Source organism: Bradyrhizobium sp. MI1.4 (assembly GCF_055811315.1).
The window spans coordinates 54622-71841 of sequence record NZ_JBVVPP010000002.1; the positions used below are offsets into that span (position 1 = coordinate 54622).

Consider the following 17220-nt stretch of genomic DNA (forward strand, 5'->3'; position numbering starts at 1 on the left):
CTTCGCACCACCGGCTTGAAGCTCCGGACGCGCAAGGGACCGTGAAACCCTCCCAGGCATCCGTCGCTCACCACATCTGCACAATGAAGCGGCGGTATTTGGTCGCGATGTAGTCCTTCACCTCGGGCAAGCAGTAGATCGAGACGAAGCGCAGCAGCCGCGGATCATCCTTCCTGTCCGCCGCCATGAACTGCAGGCACCCAGTGCGATCAAGTTACCGCGGTCGGCGAGCAGCGCCGCTACGCTAGCGGCGCGATCGAGCAACCCGAGTTGATCGTTAGGATCATCGCTTGGCCAGGTGGGCATCGGATGCTCCGATGAAGGCGAGCTCGGCGGCGTTCTGGACGTGATCGGAACTCGCGTCGGCGCGGTGATCCGACGCGATCGCGACATAGAGCGCCGGCAGCACGAAAAGCGTGAACAGCGTGCCGATGGACATGCCCGCGACGACCACGAGCCCGATCGAGAAGCGGCTCGCGGCGCCAGCACCCGTTGCGGTCAACAAAGGTAAGAGGCCCGTGACCATCGCCGCGGTGGTCATCAAGATTGGGCGGAGGCGGACGCGCGCCGCCATCTCGATGGCCGAGCGGGAATCGAGTCTCTCCTTGAGCTGCAGCTGATTGGCGAACTGGACCATCAGAATACCGTGCTTGGATATCAGCCCAGCCAATGTCAACAGTCCGATTTGGGTGTAGATGTTCATCGTCGCCAAGCCAAAGAATAGCGGGATTAAGGCGCCGGCGATTGCCATGGGAACGCTGAACATGATGATGAGGGGATCGCGCAGACTTTCGAACTGCGCCGCGAGCACCAAGAAAATGACGATGAGTGCAAACGCAAAGGTGATGACTAGTTTGTTACCCTCCTGCACATATTGACGGGCGTCCCCGAGGAAGTCGTGGCTGAACTCTGCGGGCAGTTTCATTGCCTCGACGTCGAGGAAGTCCACAGCCTGACCGATCGTGACGCCGGGCATCGGTACGGCTTGGAAGGTCGCGGAGTTGAGCTGGTTGTAGTGGGTGAGTGCGTTCGGATTGGTCGCAGTCTCGATGGAGACCACGGTCGATAGCGGCAGCATCGAGCCCGCCGCTGTCTTGACATAATAGCTCCCAAGTGATTCCGGCGTCAGGCGTTTCTCGCGCGGCACCTGCGGGATCACTTCGTAGGAGCGGCCCTGCAGGTTGAAGCGATTGACGTAGTTTCCGCCAAGGAGGGTCGCGAGCGCGCTACCGACGTTCTGCATGGTGATGCCAAGGTCGCTCGCCTTGGATCGATCGACCTTGATTCGCACCCCCGGCTGGTTGAACACAAGGTCAGAGTCGCTGACCATGAACAGACCGCTCTTGCGCGCGGCATCCTTCAGCTCCGACATCTGCTCGTAGATGTACTGGAAACCGAGCGTCGACTTGATCACCATCTGCACTGGTAAGCCGCCCGAACCGCCCGGAAGCGGCGGCAAGCTAAAGGCAAATGCGTTGATGCCTTCCAGTTTGGACAGCTCGGCCTGGACCAGCGATTTCAGCGCGATCGATGAGCGCTTGCGCTCGGCCCAGGGCTTAAGCAACATCCCGGCCATGCCGCCCTGCGGACCGCTGATGCCGTTGAGCACGAAGCGAAAATCCGTCTCGGGAAACTTCTGGAGTGCCTTGTCGAGCTTGGCGCCGTAATAATCCAGGTAATCAATATTGGCGTATTTCGGCGCTTTTGTCAGTGCGAATACGATGCCCTGATCCTCCTCGGGTGCGAGTTCCTTGGAAGTGTGCATATACAGAAAGGCGACGAGGCCCAGCATGGTCAGCGCAAACAGCCCGGTAATCGGGCGATAGTCGAGCGAGCGGTCGAGCTTGCGGCCGTACCAGCGCGTCATGGCGCTGAACACACGATTCACAAACTTTGCAAACCGCCCCTCTTCAGCGCTCTTCAGGAAGACCGCGCACATCATGGGCGACAGCGTCAACGCGATCACGCCCGACACGATCACCGAACCCGCCAGTGTAAACGCGAATTCGCGGAACAGCGCGCCGGTGAGGCCGCCGAGAAAGCCGATGGGCGCGTACACGGCGGCCAACGTAATCGTCATGGAGAGGACGGGGCCGACGATCTCGCCCGCGCCATTCGTAGCGGCCTGCGCGGGCGACGCACCTTCTTCCATATGGCGATGAACGTTCTCCACCACGATAATTGCGTCATCAACCACAAGACCGATCGCAAGCACCATCGCAAGGAGGGTCAGCAGATTGAATGAGAACCCCAGCGCCAGCATCATACTGCAGACGCCAATAATGGACAGCGGAATGGTGACGACCGGAATGATGACAGACCGCAGGGAGGCCAGGAACAGGAAGATCACCAACACCACGATCGCGACCGCCTCAAGGAGCGTCTTCTCCACCTCGTCTATCGATGATTGGATGAACTTGGTGGAGTCGTAGGCCACTTCCATCTTCAGCGATGGCGGCAGGCTGCGCTTCATTTCTGGAAGCAGTGCCCGAACGCCTCGCGCTATGTTCAGTGGATTACCTTCTGGGCTCGCCTGCACGGCGACGAAGATCGCGTGTTCGCCGTTCATCGCGACGCTGGCGTTTGTGCTCTGCGCCGCAAGCTCGACTGTCGCGATGTCCTCCATGCGCACAAAGCCGCCGTCGTTGGCTTTGACGATCATGCGCTTGAAGTCATCAACACTCCGCAGATCAGTGTTGACCGTGACGTCGGCGAGAGTGAAATAGCCCTTAGTCTGGCCGGCCGCAGCCTGGAAGTTGTTGGCCGCGATTGCAGCCGAAACATCAGCTGGCGACACGCCGTGGCCCGCCATTCTCGCGGGATCGAGCCATAACCGCATCGCAAAACTCTGGCCGCCGAGGATGTCTGCCGCTGCGACGCCGTCTACAGTTGACATAATCGGTTGCACCACGCGCGAGAGATAGTCGGAGATCGCGCTGGCCGTCAGTTCTTCGCTGGAGAAGGCGATATACATGACAGCTGTGGTCTGACCGGCAGATTTGGTGACGACCGGATCGTTCGATTCCTTAGGGATTAAATATTTGACCGAGTTGACCTTGGAGAGCACTTCAGTGAGCGCCTCGTTGGGCTCGAAATTGAGCTTGATATAGACCTGGATCGTCGAGGCACCGAGCACCGAGGAGGACGTAATGTAATCAACGCCTTCGGCCGAAGCGAGCGCTTGCTCAAGGGGCGTGGTGATGAACCCCTGGATCATGTCGGCGGAGGCGCCAGGATAAGAGGTTGTGATATTGACGACCGTGTTGGTCAGCTTAGGATACTGCCGGATTGGCAAAACGGTGGCCGCACCAATGCCGGTCAGCAGGATCAGGAGACTGACGACGATAGACAATATCGGACGTTTGATGAAGAGCTCGGTAAATGCCATCGCGATGCTCGCATTCAAGAGACTGACGGAAATTCGCCAGTAAGCCAGGCTACAGCAACAGTCATCAACGCGGCGACTGTGGCTAGGGGACCTTCTCAGGGTAGAGCCCCATGTTTCTCTTAAGCTAGCAACCGCCCCGGGGGATCCGGCTCGAACCAGTAGAGCTGAGCCTCTGGGCAAAGCCGCAGACAATGTAAAGAGTCAGCTCCGTCGTAGCAGCCGATGTCCAAGATCACTGGGTCCTGCTTCTGGAGGGAGCACACAATGTGCTGATGGACCTCCAACGCGGAAGTGGGCTGACGTATTTCCATTTAACCTCGTCCCACGCCTCAATGGCAGCAATGCCTTGCAGCACACTTATCAACTCAGCTTAGGATTTCGCGCCGCCCCACCCTTCGGACGATCCAGCTTCGACGCTGAAACTACAGACAAGCCGACGGGCAGCTCAACTCTACAGAGGTAAGCCGGGGATATAGAACGGGTTGCATAACCTATACCAACGTTTGTCGACGAGCGACGCCCGCATGAGCCGCGCGAGACTTGTGATGTTGCTCGAGAGCACAGGCGTTTCCCTTCGGTCTTGTGCTTCACGATGAACCGGCCATCTTGGGTCCGCCCGCAAAGTAAGTGAACCCCAGGAAGGCGAAGGTCTCGGCCACCGCTCGCTGCGCGGCTGACGCGGGACGGCCGCGAACCGCGCCCAACTCGATCAACCGGGTTTTGTCCGCATGGAGCGCCGGCCAGTCGCGCCTTGAGGGCCAAGAGCATTTCCTGGGCATCTGCCTTGCTCTCGAAGCCGATGACGAAGTCGTGCGCAAAGCGCACGGTCACAACGCGACCGCGTGCATGGCGACCGCTCCAGTGGTCGACCCAGCGATCGAGGAGGTAATGCAGGAAGATGTTGGAAAGGAGCGGACTGATCCTGCCCTTTGCGGCGTGTGTCCTGCTTCTCGCCGCTCTCACGAACGCTAGCTCGCAGCCGCATCTCGATGAGCTGCAGGATACGAGGATCGGCAATCCTGTGCGCCACCATCCGCAGCAGCCACTCGTGGTCGACCGAATCGAAGACACTGGATATGTCATGATAGCCGGATCCAGGGCATCAAGCTCCATCTGAGGATCCCGCCCCGGCCGGAGGCCGTAGGAGAACCCGAGGAATTCGGGCTCATAGGCGGCGCTCAACACCTCGGCCACCGCGCTTTGGACGATCTTGTCCTCTAGCGGCCGGCACACCGAGAGGCCGCCTACCCCCGTCGGCTTGGGGATGTAGACGCGCCGCACCGGCTGTAGCCGGTAGGGACAGTGTGGACCCGTGCGCAGAGATCGCGGATAGGTCCGTGAGCCCCTCTTCGTACTTTGCCTCCCTTATCGCATCGACCTCCGCGCCGGCCTGCGGGCTTTTGTCGTCGAAACGCCCGAAGCAGAGCGTCTTTCTCGATGTGGTGCAGCAAGGCTGTGAACCGGTTTGGACATATGGTCGGCATGTTCCCCAACGAGGAGGCCATGGTTCGCCTCATTGGAGCGGTCCTGCTCGAACAGAACGACAATGGGCCGTCCAGCGCGCCCGTTACATGACGCTAGAAACCATCGCGCCTTTGAGCGATGATTCGAGCGTCAGCCTTCCGGCCGCCAGCTGACCGGCCCGGCCCTCTTGCCGGCGAACCGGTTGCCCGAGCGCCAGTTACAGCATGCTGAGGAACACGAGTATTTCTGACAGTGCTTTTCGCGCCCTACTGCGGAGCTCACGAAGACGCGATTGCTGGCTCTTGGAGCCTCGACGCAAGAGCGATCGAACAAGCGGAATAAGAAAAGACCCAATCATCGAAGGGTCCTTGGGGTCGGACCACCGCGTCTGGGCTGAACGTTACAGTTCGCCGGGGCTCTGCGGCAGCCACTACAATCTGTGGGGAACCGAGGACGGCTCCTACGCACCGGGCACCCGCACCCGCACCCGCACCCGATAACAAACTTACGCCGCCGACAGTATTTTTACTCCGCTTTGCTTAGCATTTCTGCTCTGGACTACGCGCCTCATCGCCAGGAATGCCCTCACGCACGCTGCGGCACTTGACGAATTTCATTTTCATTCGACGCTGCCGAAGCCAGCATGAGGACGCGTTGCGAGTAATCGCTGCGGCTTGGCCGTAGCGCAGCGCGGAAATTTACGCTAGCTTCCGCTCGCGAGTTTGCAAATGCCTACCCGCATTCGATCTTTCCGAAGACAACGAGCGACCATTCGACCGCTTGCCCCCTCCCATCCTCAGAGCTGGGATAATCCGGACAATGAGGAAATCTGGTTTGAGTTGGCGCGCGCCATCGGACGTCAGATCGCACGGGATGAAAATCATGGCTCGGGGCAGCCGATAGAGGACCGGCATGACGACACCGTCATCGAAGAAAACGGCCGTAATATACGCGCGCTATTCGAGCGACATGCAAAAGGCGAGCTCGATTGACGGTCAGCTGTTACTCTGCCGCAAGGTCGCATTGCGCAACAACCTCGATGTCGTCGGCGAGTTTGTGGATGCCGCAAAATCTGGTCTTACCGAAGGTGCGCGGGACGGCTATCAGCGCTTGCTCAACGGTGTGCGAAGCCGGCAGTTTGACGTAGTCGTCGTTGAGCATTTCGACCGCTTGTCGCGCGATCCCGCAACCATCCAGCGTCTCAAGCAGGTTTTCGAGTTCAACGGCGTTGAGCTGATGGATCAGAAAGGAGTCTACGCGACCGCCACTGACATTAGCATCGCAAGCCTGTACAACACGATTTACAAGCCGCAGCTCGCCGAAAAGGTTCGGCGCGGCCATGACAACGCTGTTGCGAACGGAAGAATTCCGGGCTCATACGCCTATGGTTATCGGCCAAGGCCGGGCGCGCCCGGCGAGCGCGTAATCGATGAGAACGAAGCAAAGATTGTGCTCCGCATCTTCAAAGAATATGCAGCGGGCCGCTCGACCCGAACTATCGCCGCTGACCTCACCCGCGAAGGCGTGCCCTCACCAGGGGCAACTCGTCACAAGAACAAGGCGGGTCGCACCACCTGGAACCATCAGTGCATCACAGGCGGTCGGCATGGTCGCGGCATTATCGGCAACGAACTATACATCGGCGAGATACATTGGAACGTTCGCTCGACAATTCTTAACCCAGAGACGCAGAAGAAACAGAAGCGCCGCAATCCGGCAGAACGCCACATTATCGTCAAAAAGCCAGAGCTGCGGATCGTTCCGCAAGGGCTCTGGGATCTAGCGCAGAAGGTTCGTAGGGTGCGCGCGGTGTCTATGTTCGGACCGACTGGCCAGCCGCGGCGTCGCGCCGTGAGTCCGCGCAACAATGAGCACCCGCTTGCCGGTGTGCTCCGGTGTGGCGTCTGCAATGGCCATATGCGAATCGCTCAATCCTCGCGTAACGGTGCGCCGCGCGCGGCATGCGCGAGCGCGCATCAGCGGGGCACCTGCGAGCACACCCGTAGCTTTGATATGGACGTTCTGCTCGAGGATGCCTCCGAAAAAATCCAGGTGAAATTGCTTTCGCCGAAAGCCATTGAAGAGGCGATGCGTACTTGGAAGGAGGAGCGCAAAAACGATCGGAACAATGGTAGCGAACACAATAAGCTAGAGCGTCGACGCCGCGTATTGACTACCGAGATCGAACGCCTCTCTTATGCCATCGCAAATAGCCGCCGCAAGCCGGACGAATTGCTCAAGCGGATCGATGAGTGCGACCTGGAGCGGGAAAGCGTTGAAGAGCGCTTGCGGCTGCTGGGCGGTGGCGGCGAAAATATAGTTGGCTTCGATCGCCCGAAATTCAGTGACCGATACTCCTCGGAGGTTAGAAGGCTTATCACCGCGCTCAAAACCAATCCGAAGGCGATCGAAACTCGCATTGCCTTCCGCAACTTGATTGAATGCATAGTAGTGCATCCGGTTCGCAAGCGGATGCCCTACGAATATACGCCCTACCTGAACAGCTCCGCGCTTTGCGGAAAGAACCTTTTTCCCGAAAACCGCAGCAAGGAGCGAGAGATCAGCACGTTTGCATACTACGACAATGGCAAGTCAGGGAAATCCGTGTCCTCGTAATAGACGCGGACCTGCATATGGTGGCGGCCGTCGCGGATCTCGCCGTCGAGATGAGCTGTCACGTCGCGAGCCTCTTCGCTTTTCGGTAACCAGCCCGTTTTGCGCAAAAACGGCCGGCTGCGCAAGCGCGGCTAGACCACCGCCGGCCCACGCCCCAGCGTCACCTCGACGATCTCCGGCGGCACGCCGACGCGGAGCGGCATGATGCTGCAACCGAGGCCGCCGGAGATGATGACGTCGCATTTGAGCCGGACATGGCCATAGGCGAGCCGGAGGCCGTGCTGTGGCGGAACCGCCGGCGACCAACCGAGCAGGCGGACCTGGCCGCCATGAGTGTGGCCGGACAGTTGCAGCGCGATGCGGGCGGGCACGCGCGGCGCGATATTGGGCTCATGCGCGAGCAGGATGATCGGCGCGTCGTCGGTGACCTTGGCAAGCGTCGCGTCGAGATCGTCGGCGCCGAAGCGTCCCGTGCTCCGGAAGCGTCGCGCCGGCAGAAAGGCGAGTTGATCGCCAAGGCCGGCGAGCCAGAATGCACGGCCATCCTTGGCGAGCCGCACGACGTCGTTCTCGTAGACGGGAATGCCGGCCGTCTCCAGCGCGCGATGCGCGACCGTCGGCCCGTGTCCAGCCTGCTGGACGATCCTGTCCGCCCAATAGTCATGGTTGCCCATGACGGCATGGACGCCGAGCGGCGCTTTCAGGCCGGCCAGCACCTTGGCCCATTCGCTCGCCGGAATGATGCGCGTGACCTGGTGCAGACCGGCAACATAGTCGCCGAGCAGCACGATGATATCCGCATTCAGCGCATTGGTGCGATCGACGATGGCTTCGATCCGCTCCAGCGACATCCAGGGATCGCAGGCATGGATGTCGGCGATCACGGCGATCTTCAGCGGGAAATCCGCCGGCCATTGCCGCGGGGTTGGATGATAGCGGGTGACGCGAAGCCGCAGCACCGGCTCGACGCCGACGCCATAGGCCGCGGTCGATGCGCCGAGGGCGGACAGTCCGCCGATGGAACGGATGAGGTGACGGCGCGTGATCATGGCAGCCTGATCGTGATGCAGCTTGTTGATGCGACCCTATTGAAGCGGAAATGGGGTGCTTTTGTGCAGACCCTCTGCACGAAATCACCGGAAATTCATGACGGCCCGACCGTCCGTACTTGCGCAGATCAGTCGTCGCTCTCGTCGGTGCCGAACAGGCCGAACTGTGCCGCCGTATCGCGCGATGGCTCGCTGATGCCGAGATGGCGAAAGGCGTGCGAGGTGAGCAGGCGGCCGCGCGGAGTGCGCTGCAGATAGCCGCACTGGATCAGATAGGGCTCGATGATGTCTTCGATCGCATCGCGCGGCTCCGACAGAGCGGCGGCCATCGTCTCGACGCCGACCGGGCCGCCGCCATAGTTCTGCGCGATGGTCGTGAGGTAACGGCGGTCCATCGCGTCGAGGCCGGCGGCATCGACCTCGAGCGCGCTCAGCGCGTGGTCGGCAATCTTGCGATCGATCCTGTCGGCATCGGCCGCCGAAGCAAAATCGCGCACGCGGCGCAGCAGCCGGCCGGCGATACGCGGCGTGCCACGCGCGCGTCGCGCGATCTCGTTGGCGCCATCCGCGCTCATGCCGACGTTGAGCACGCGGGCACCACGGGTGACAATGCTTTCCAGCTCCTCGATGGTGTAGAAATTCAACCGGACCGGAATGCCGAAGCGGTCGCGCAAGGGATTGGTGAGCAGGCCGGCGCGGGTAGTGGCGCCGACGAGGGTGAATTTCGACAGCTCGATCTTCACCGAGCGCGCCGCCGGACCCTCGCCGATGATGAGGTCGAGCTGGAAATCCTCCATCGCGGGATAGAGCACTTCTTCCACCGCCGGGCTCAGGCGATGGATCTCGTCGATGAACAGCACATCGCGCTCTTCGAGATTGGTGAGCAGCGCGGCGAGATCGCCGGCCTTGGCGATCACCGGGCCTGATGTCGCGCGAAAGCCAACGCCGAGTTCCTTGGCCACGATCTGCGCCAGCGTGGTCTTGCCGAGGCCGGGGGGACCGACGAACAGCACGTGATCCAGCGCCTCGCCGCGCTTGCGCGCCGCCTCGATGAAGATGGACAGATTCTTGCGCGCCTGCTGCTGGCCGACGAAGTCGGACAGCGATTGCGGACGCAGCGCAGTGTCGCCGACATCGTCGCTGCGGCGCTCGGGCGTGACCATGCGGTTGGCCTTAGGATCGCTCACTTCGCGAGCTCCTTCAGGCCAAGGCGAATGAGCTGCGCGGTCTCCGCATTCTCACCCGCGCTGCGCGATGCAGATGCAATGGCCGCGGCAGCTTGCGGCTGGCCGTAGCCGAGATTGACCAGCGCGGAGATCGCGTCCGCCACGGGCCGTGGCGCGCGCTGGTCGTCGACGGCGCCGGCGAGGTGCACGACCGCCGGATCGACATTGGCAAAGGCCGGCGCCTTGTCCTTCAACTCGGTGACGATGCGCTCTGCGACTTTGGGGCCGACACCCGGCGTGCGCGCCACCGCAGCCTTGTCGCGCAACGCGATCGCGTTGGCGAGGTCGGACGGCCCAAGCGTGCCGAGCACGGCGAGCGCGACCTTGGCGCCGACGCCCTGCACGGTCTGAAGCAGGCGAAACCATTCGCGCTCCTGATCGCTGCGGAAGCCGAACAGCTTGATCTGATCCTCGCGAACATAGGTCTCGATCGACAGCACGGCGGCCTCGCCCGGCGAGGGCAGATGCTGCAGCGTGCGCGTCGAGCAATGCACCTGATAACCGACCCCGCCGACGTCGAGGATGACGAAATCCTCGCCGTAGGAATCGATCAGGCCCTTGAGCTTGCCGATCATAAGCCTGCCACCTTCAGCCGCAGCGCGGTGCTCTGGCGATGATGGGCATGGGTGATGGCGATGGCGAGCGCGTCGGCGGCGTCCGCGGACGGCGGATCGGCCTTCGGCAGCAAAATCTTGAGCATCATCGCGATCTGCTGCTTGTCGGCGTGGCCGGCGCCGACCACCGTCTTCTTCACCTGGTTCGGCGCGTATTCGGCAACACTGATGCCGAACATCGCAGGCGCGAGCATGGCGACGCCGCGGGCCTGGCCGAGCTTCAGCGTCGCGACGCCGTCCTTATTGACGAAAGTCTGCTCGACCGCGGCTTCCATCGGCTTGTGACTGGACAGGACGGCGGCGAGCCCCTCATGGATCGCGAGCAGCCGGCTCGCCAGCGGCAAATCGTCCGGCGGCTCCACCGAGCCGCAGGCGACGTAGATCAGGCGGTTGCCCTCGGCCTCGATCACGCCCCAGCCGGTGCGGCGCAGGCCAGGGTCGATGCCGATGATGCGAACGGGGCCACGAATCGGGAGCGTCGTCATGAGCCAGTGATAGCGGCTGGCCGCCGTGGGGGAAACAGAAACAGAACGGAAGTAACAGGGGAAGTGCCCCCCTACCCGCCCATCTTCGCCAGCAGCGCGTCCGACACCTCGAAATTGGCGTAGACGTGCTGGACGTCGTCGTGCTCGTTGAGCAGGTCCATCAGCTTGAGCAGCTTCTCGCCCGTCTCGTCGTCGACTGCGACCGTGTTCTGCGGCTTCCAGATCAGCGCGGCCTTGCGCGGCTCGCCGAACTTGGCCTCCAGCGCCTTGGCGACGTCGCGATAGCCTTCGGTCGAGGCGTAGATCTCGTGGCCGCCTTCGCTCGAGATCACGTCGTCGGCGCCGGCCTCGATCGCGGCATCCAGCACCGCATCGTCGGAGGCGATGCTGCGGTCGTATTCGACGATGCCGGTTCGGTCGAACATGAAGGAGACCGAGCCGGTTTCACCGAGATTGCCGCCGGACTTGGTGAAGAAGGAGCGGATGTCGGAAGCCGCGCGGTTGCGATTGTCGGTCAGCGCCTCGACGATGACGGCAACGCCGCCTGGGCCGTAACCCTCGTAGCGGATCTCGTCATAATTCTCGCTGTCGCTGCCGAGCGCCTTCTTGACGGCGCGCTCGATATTGTCCTTCGGCATGTTCTCCTGGCGCGCCGCGGTGATGGCGGCACGCAGGCGCGGGTTCATGTTGGGGTCGGGCGTCCCCAGCTTGGCCGCGACGGTGATTTCCCGTGCCAGCTTGCCGAACAGTTTCGACTTCTGGGCATCCTGCCGCCCCTTGCGGTGCATGATGTTCTTGAATTGGGAATGTCCGGCCATGCGTGATCTTCTCTAGGGACTCGTGCGCCAAGGTGAGCGTGGGAAGCGCGGCCTTATAGGCCGCCACCCCCTTGGAAAGAAAGAGGCTCTACGACTTTAAGGTAACACCGTACGGGCCCGTGCCTAGATGTCAGGCATCGTTAACCCTGATTTCATTCCAGCCTGCGAAAATAGCCTCCGACCGTCCCGCGACAAGAGAGACCTGATGGCATTCGGACTATTTCGGAAGCGTCTGCCGGACATGGCTGCACCTGCGGCTGCCCCGCAGGCTGCGCAGCCGGCGGCCCATTCCGAGCCTGCCGCGGCCGTCGAAAGCGATTCGGCCAAGGAAATCCTGGAACTGCTGGAACTCGAACTGGGCGCCATGATTCGCCAGCTCGAGCGCGCCGCCAATTCGGTGGCCGGCGGCGCCGAGGCGACCGCCACGACACTTGCCGCCATCCGCGACCGCACCGACGCCCTGACCGGCCGGACCAACGCCGCGCAATCGAATGCCTCCACCTTCGCCCATGCCGCCGACAAATTCACCCAGTCGGCGCTGGGCATCGGGGCGCAGGTTCGCGAGGCCGGCAAGCTCGCCGACGAGGCCAGCGCCGCGGCACAGGAAGCCCGCGCCAATGTCGATCGCTTGCGCGAATCCTCGGCCGCCATCGGCAACGTGGTCAATCTGATCGCACAGATCGCGCGGCAGACGACGCTGCTCGCGCTCAACTCGACCATCGAGGCCGCGCGCGCGGGCGCTGCGGGAAGAGGCTTTGCGGTCGTCGCCACCGAGGTCAAGGCACTCGCGGTGCAGACCCAGGGCGCGACGGAGGAAATCACCAAGAAGATCGACGCGCTGCAGCGCGACGCCGCCGGCTCCGCGGATGCGGTGCACCGCATCTCGCAGGCGATTGAGGCCATCCGCCCGGTGTTCGAGACCGTCAACGGCGCGGTCGCCGAACAGAACGCCACCACCAGCGAAGTCTCCGGCAACGCGACCAGCGCGTCGCAGTTCATCATCTCGGTCGGCGACAGCGCAGCCGAGATCGATGCTGCGACCAAGGCGGCCGAGAGCCACGGCGAGAGCGTCGCCAGCGCAGGCAAGGCCGTGACCGCCTTCGCACAGAAACTGAAATCGCGCTGCGCCGTGCTGCTCCGCCAGAGCGAGCACGATGACCGCCGCAAGACCGAGCGGCTGCCCTGCCATCTCAAGCTAAAAACCGCCCGCGGCGTGCTGCCGGTCTACGAGATAGCGATGGACGGCGTGCTGATCGGCGGCGCGGACGCGGGCCGCCTTGCATCGCAAGCCATGGTCGAAGGCACCCTCGAAGGCGTCGGCGCCTGCCGCCTGCGCGTGGTCGAGCAATCCAAGGCCGGTGCCCGCGCGCAATTCGTTAGTCCCAATGACGAGCTCCGCGAGAAGATCGAGGACAGGCTGTGGTCGATCCACGAGGAGAACACGGAGTTTGTCACCCGCGCCATGGAGGCGGGTAACGCGCTGACCGCGATCTTCGAGCAGGCGGTTGCCCGCGGCGAGGTGAAGATCGACGACCTCTTCGACACCGATTATGCCGAAATCGCCGGAACCAATCCGCAGCAGTACCGCACCAGATATCTGGACTGGGCCGACCGCGCGCTGCCGGCGTTCCAGGAAGCCTTTCTGGCGAAGGACCCGCGCATGGCATTCTGCGCCATGGTCGATCGCAACGGCTTCCTGCCGGTGCACAACAGGATCTATTCGCACCCGCAGCGGCCGGGTGATGCCGCCTGGAACACGGCCAACAGCCGCAACCGGCGGATGTTCAACGATCCGGCGGGGTTGGCTGCCGCGCGCAACCTGCGCTCGTATCTGGTGCAGAGCTATGCACGCGACATGGGCAACGGAAATACGGTGATGATGCGCGAGATCGACGTTCCGATCCGCGTGCAAGGCCGGCACTGGGGCGGATTCAGGACGGCCTACAAGCTCTAGTGCGCGCTCAGGCAAGACGCCAAAGCGCGAATCACCTCCTAAGATCGATATTGGAATGGGAATGCCGCGGAGAGCCGGCGAACGGCTCTGACTGGAGGACTCTCAAGACATGTCCGTCGTACAACTTGCAGTACTGGACACTGGCTCCAACCGAACGCTTGCCGAACGGCTGATCGATCAGCTCGCCGACCGCATCGGCGGACTCGGCGTGGAACTCGCTGACATCGCCGGCAACGTCCAGGAAGTCGCAAGCCGCGTCGCGAACCAGTCGGAACGTTTCCACCACCTCCAGGAAACTGCCGAAACGATGGTGTCGGCCAATCACGACATCGCCAATGCGTCACAGGCGGTGCAAACGACCACGTCAGCGGCGGTGGGCGAGATCGCGCAGTCGCGCGGCGCAGTCGATGCCGCGGTGAGCCACATCTCCGAGCTCGTTGCAGCGGTGGAGCGGATCGAGGCGCGCTTGAGCGCCGTCGGCTCCGCGCTGGCACAAGTGGCAAAAGTGTCCGGCTCGATCGAGGCGATCGCAAAGCAGACCAACCTGCTCGCGCTCAACGCCACCATCGAGGCGGCACGCGCCGGCAATGCCGGCCGCGGCTTCGCGGTGGTCGCAAGCGAGGTCAAGAACCTCGCGGAAGCCACCCGCCAGGCCACGCACCAGATCTCCGACACCGTGCGCGATCTCGACGGCCAGATCGAAGGTCTGATCGGCGAGAGCAGCGATGCCTCGCAGCGCGCGAAGACGGCCGGCGAAGGCGCCCAGCGGATCTCCGGCATCATCTCGCGGGTCCAGCAGGGCTTCGCCTCCGTGGAAGCCGAGATCGGCAGCGTCACGCGCGCGGCAACCTCCAATCTCGGACATTGCGACACCGTCATCAGCGAGCTCAACGAGCTCGCCAAGGGCGTCGACCTCTCCTCACGCGATCTCAAGAACGCCGATCAACGCGTGACCAAACTGCTCGACACGTCCGAAGGGCTGATTGCGCTGATCGCCGACAGCGGCGTCGAGACATCGGATGCGCCGCTGATCCGAATTGTCGTCGAGACCGCAAAGCGGATCTCGGACGAGTTCGAAGCCGCCATCGGCCGCGGCGAGATCACGCTCGACCAGTTCATGGACGAGAACTATCGGGAAATCCCCGGCACCGATCCCAAGCAGTACAACACCAACTATGTCGACTTCACAGACCGCGTGCTGCCCCCGATCCAGGACCCGATCCAGAAATCCGATCCCCGCATCGTGTTCTGCGTCGCCTGGGCCAAGGGCGGCTATCTGCCGACGCACAACCCGAACTACCGCCTGCCGCAGGGCAAGGACCCGGTCTGGAATAACGCCAATTGCCGCAACCGCCGCCTGTTCACCGATCGCGCGGTGCAGAAGGCCGCGGCCAACACCAAGCCGTTCCTGCTGCAGACCTATCGCCGCGACATGGGCGGCGGGCAGTTCGTGCTGATGAAGGACCTGTCCTCGCCGATCATGATCCGCGGCAAGCACTGGGGCGCCTTCCGGATGGGCTTTCGGCAGAGCTGAGGGTCGTCGCGACGCGCTTGCGGCGGGCGCATGGCCTCCCTGAATCAAAAACCTCGAAAACAACCCCATGCACAGTAGCCGGGGCGAGTAGAATCAACGGCTTAAGCGCCAGATGAATCCGTCGATCCAGGCGCCTCTGAAGCGCTTGCGCCGTCGGGCAAAACAGGCGTATACTGCTATTATTCCGAAATCTCCACCCCTCCTCCTCTCCCCTCGCGAGAGAAGCCGATTTCCATAGCCCCGCCCCGCTTTCCGTAGACGGCGCTGGCCGCGCGCTGTACGGCCTTCCGGGCCTACGCTTGGGCGGCCCGGTAGCTGTGCTTGGCAATGAACGGACTACTTCTTTTGCTCGGTGGTCGTCGTGGCGGCCGGGGTGCCGTCGCGAGCGTCCCGTCGCTCGTCGCGTCCCGTACGCCTCTCTTGGCGCCGCTCTGTGCGTCCCGTGCGGCGTTCCTGGCGGCGCTCTGTTCGCCCGCTGCGCCGCTCCTGGCGGCGTTCTGTGCCTGACTTCGGCGCGTCCGCTGGCGGCGTGGTAGGCGCGGCGGCTGGCGCAGTGGTTTGAGCAACAGCCTCTGAGGCCGCCAAAATTGAGGACGAAACCACAAGCCCAAACACCCCTGCGTATCCAAGGAAGGTTAGTGCGTTGCGACGACAGACCTGTTTCGGCTCCGAACGTTCATTCATGGTCAGGCTCCCGGTTGCTGCCCCTTAGAGCATGTCACCAGCGTCGGTGGCCTAGTTATTGATCTGGATCAACTTGGTTCGGTGCTTCGAGCCACGTTGGGATTTCGGCCGATGGGATCGACACTCTCGGAAAGTGAGGGATGACAGTCCCTGCACTGACGATCAGTCCGTCGTTGAATTTGGTTCGCGCAAAATCCTTGGCTGCTGCTTCGCTTTCAAACGTGTTGGTTAGCCGCGGATGTCGCCGTCTTGACAGTGTGCCATCCAGCGGCACTTCAAAAGTGACGTACCAAGTGTGTTTCATGCCTAAAGCCGCCCCGTCGGTACGGTGGCCTATCCCCGCCAGACAAAGCAAAGCCGCCACCGGGACGAGGCGATGGCGGCTTCTTCCTGGCTTGCGAAACCGGCCTTTACCGCCTGGCTCCGACACGATTGACGCCACCATTCGCATTGCCGCCGGCGTTATGACGGACTGCGGCGCGCGCCACCGGGCGGGGCCTGAGCACGACGCCTGCCCGAGCAACGCAACCCGCTGGGTAGGCAGTGTATTGGCAATACACGACCGCATTGGCTGGGCCTGGATTGAGCGTGAGACCTGCAAGGCCCAACAGGGCGCTGGCAGCAATCCCGGCAACAGTCGCTGACCTGATCGAAAGATGCTTGCTCGGATGCATGGCGGACCTCTCTCTTGGAACTTGCGCAACTGAGGCTCATCGCCCTTCTCAGGTGCGGCAGAACATAGCGTAGTCGCCGCAGTGGGCGGGTTCGATTGATCTACATCAAGCTCCTGCGCGGAGAGAGCCGCAATCTCGCGAGCGGGGCTTAAGGAATTCATGGAAGGGTTTCTGTCATGCTCCGCTTCATTCTTGCTTCTCTTGCCGCTTTCGTTTTGCTCACCGCCTGCTTGATCCCCGATGATGCCGAGGCTCGGCGCGGCGGAGGTGCCTATCGGGGTGGCGGCGGTTATCGCGGCGGTGCGGTCGCAGTTCGAGGACCGCGAGGCGGCGGCGCTGTTGCGGTGCGCGGCGCAGGCTACCGGGGCTACGGCTACCGGGGCGGCTATCGCGGCTACGGCTATCGGGGCTACGGTGTGGGAGCGGCAGCGGTAGGCGCGGCTGCCGTTGGCACTGCTGCGTACCGCCGCAGTTGCTACGATGCTTACGGAAACTATATTTGCGCCTATTAACCCGTCGACCGCGACTTCCATCGCCTCGCGCTCAAGTCCGCGCCTGATCGAGCGAATAGGCGTGAACGGCGAAGAGCGGGCTTCGGGCTTTAGCCGGGACCGGCTGATAGACGGTGAACGGCTTCGGGCTTCGCATGGCTTGCTCCTGTTGAAGCTCGGGCGAACCCCGAGCTTCAACTTTCAGCCACCGTTAGCGCGTGCA

Annotated in this window: 12 protein-coding genes and 2 pseudogenes; 5 read left to right on the forward strand and 9 right to left on the reverse strand. The window is 62.5% G+C overall.

Features of this window, described 5'->3' with window-relative positions; translation table 11 throughout:
- Positions 1-283: 283 nt before the first annotated feature.
- On the reverse strand, positions 284-3388 hold the full coding sequence (locus AC0L23_RS02615; protein ID WP_473356769.1) for an efflux RND transporter permease subunit: 3105 nt from the start codon (positions 3386-3388) through the stop codon (positions 284-286).
- A 1476-nt stretch (positions 3389-4864) separates the two neighbouring features.
- Here AC0L23_RS02615 and AC0L23_RS02620 point away from each other — a divergent pair.
- Both AC0L23_RS02620 and AC0L23_RS02625 read left to right on the forward strand, forming a co-directional pair.
- Positions 4865-5025 (forward strand): annotated as a pseudogene (locus AC0L23_RS02620) (IS256 family transposase); the annotation flags it as partial.
- Between the two features lie 739 nt (positions 5026-5764).
- Complete coding sequence (locus AC0L23_RS02625; RefSeq protein WP_259217620.1) at positions 5765-7468, forward strand: recombinase family protein; 1704 nt, start codon at positions 5765-5767, stop codon at positions 7466-7468.
- On the opposite strand, the pseudogene AC0L23_RS02630 reads toward AC0L23_RS02625, so the two are convergent.
- The 6 genes and pseudogenes from AC0L23_RS02630 to AC0L23_RS02655 form a co-directional block, all read right to left on the reverse strand.
- Positions 7450-7530, reverse strand: a pseudogene (locus AC0L23_RS02630) (acyl-CoA thioester hydrolase); the annotation flags it as partial. The gene AC0L23_RS02625 and the pseudogene AC0L23_RS02630 sit on opposite strands and share 19 nt — an antisense overlap.
- 69 nt (positions 7531-7599) lie before the next feature.
- Complete coding sequence (locus tag AC0L23_RS02635; RefSeq protein ID WP_085351778.1) at positions 7600-8517, reverse strand: metallophosphoesterase; 918 nt, start codon at positions 8515-8517, stop codon at positions 7600-7602.
- Between the two features lie 128 nt (positions 8518-8645).
- Positions 8646-9680, reverse strand: coding sequence for a Holliday junction branch migration DNA helicase RuvB (gene ruvB, locus AC0L23_RS02640; protein WP_198957650.1), 1035 nt, complete (start codon positions 9678-9680; stop codon positions 8646-8648).
- Between the two features lie 20 nt (positions 9681-9700).
- Positions 9701-10318, reverse strand: a complete 618-nt coding sequence (gene ruvA, locus AC0L23_RS02645; protein WP_018454590.1) for a Holliday junction branch migration protein RuvA — start codon at positions 10316-10318, stop codon at positions 9701-9703.
- Complete coding sequence (gene ruvC / locus AC0L23_RS02650; protein WP_018454591.1) at positions 10315-10842, reverse strand: crossover junction endodeoxyribonuclease RuvC; 528 nt, start codon at positions 10840-10842, stop codon at positions 10315-10317. Before ruvC ends, ruvA begins: the two co-directional genes overlap by 4 nt.
- 71 nt (positions 10843-10913) lie before the next feature.
- On the reverse strand, positions 10914-11660 hold the full coding sequence (locus AC0L23_RS02655) for a YebC/PmpR family DNA-binding transcriptional regulator (protein ID WP_085361596.1): 747 nt from the start codon (positions 11658-11660) through the stop codon (positions 10914-10916).
- Positions 11661-11865: 205 nt separating this feature from the next.
- On the opposite strand from AC0L23_RS02655, the gene AC0L23_RS02660 reads away from it, so the two are divergent.
- Positions 11866-13614, forward strand: coding sequence for a methyl-accepting chemotaxis protein (locus tag AC0L23_RS02660; RefSeq protein WP_085361597.1), 1749 nt, complete (start codon positions 11866-11868; stop codon positions 13612-13614).
- A 109-nt stretch (positions 13615-13723) separates the two neighbouring features.
- Positions 13724-15148, forward strand: a complete 1425-nt coding sequence (locus tag AC0L23_RS02665) for a methyl-accepting chemotaxis protein (protein WP_085361598.1) — start codon at positions 13724-13726, stop codon at positions 15146-15148.
- 739 nt (positions 15149-15887) lie between these two features.
- Here the strand turns inward: AC0L23_RS02665 and AC0L23_RS02670 are convergent.
- Both AC0L23_RS02670 and AC0L23_RS02675 read right to left on the reverse strand, forming a co-directional pair.
- On the reverse strand, positions 15888-16277 hold the full coding sequence (locus AC0L23_RS02670; protein WP_240543344.1) for a hypothetical protein: 390 nt from the start codon (positions 16275-16277) through the stop codon (positions 15888-15890).
- Positions 16243-16506 (reverse strand): hypothetical protein, encoded by a 264-nt coding sequence (locus tag AC0L23_RS02675; RefSeq protein ID WP_083926371.1) that lies wholly within the window; start codon positions 16504-16506, stop codon positions 16243-16245. The genes AC0L23_RS02670 and AC0L23_RS02675 overlap by 35 nt, the downstream gene beginning before the upstream one ends.
- Before the next feature lie 176 nt (positions 16507-16682).
- On the opposite strand from AC0L23_RS02675, the gene AC0L23_RS02680 reads away from it, so the two are divergent.
- Positions 16683-17018, forward strand: coding sequence for a hypothetical protein (locus AC0L23_RS02680; protein WP_083926372.1), 336 nt, complete (start codon positions 16683-16685; stop codon positions 17016-17018).
- The last annotated feature ends 202 nt before the right edge of the window (positions 17019-17220 follow it).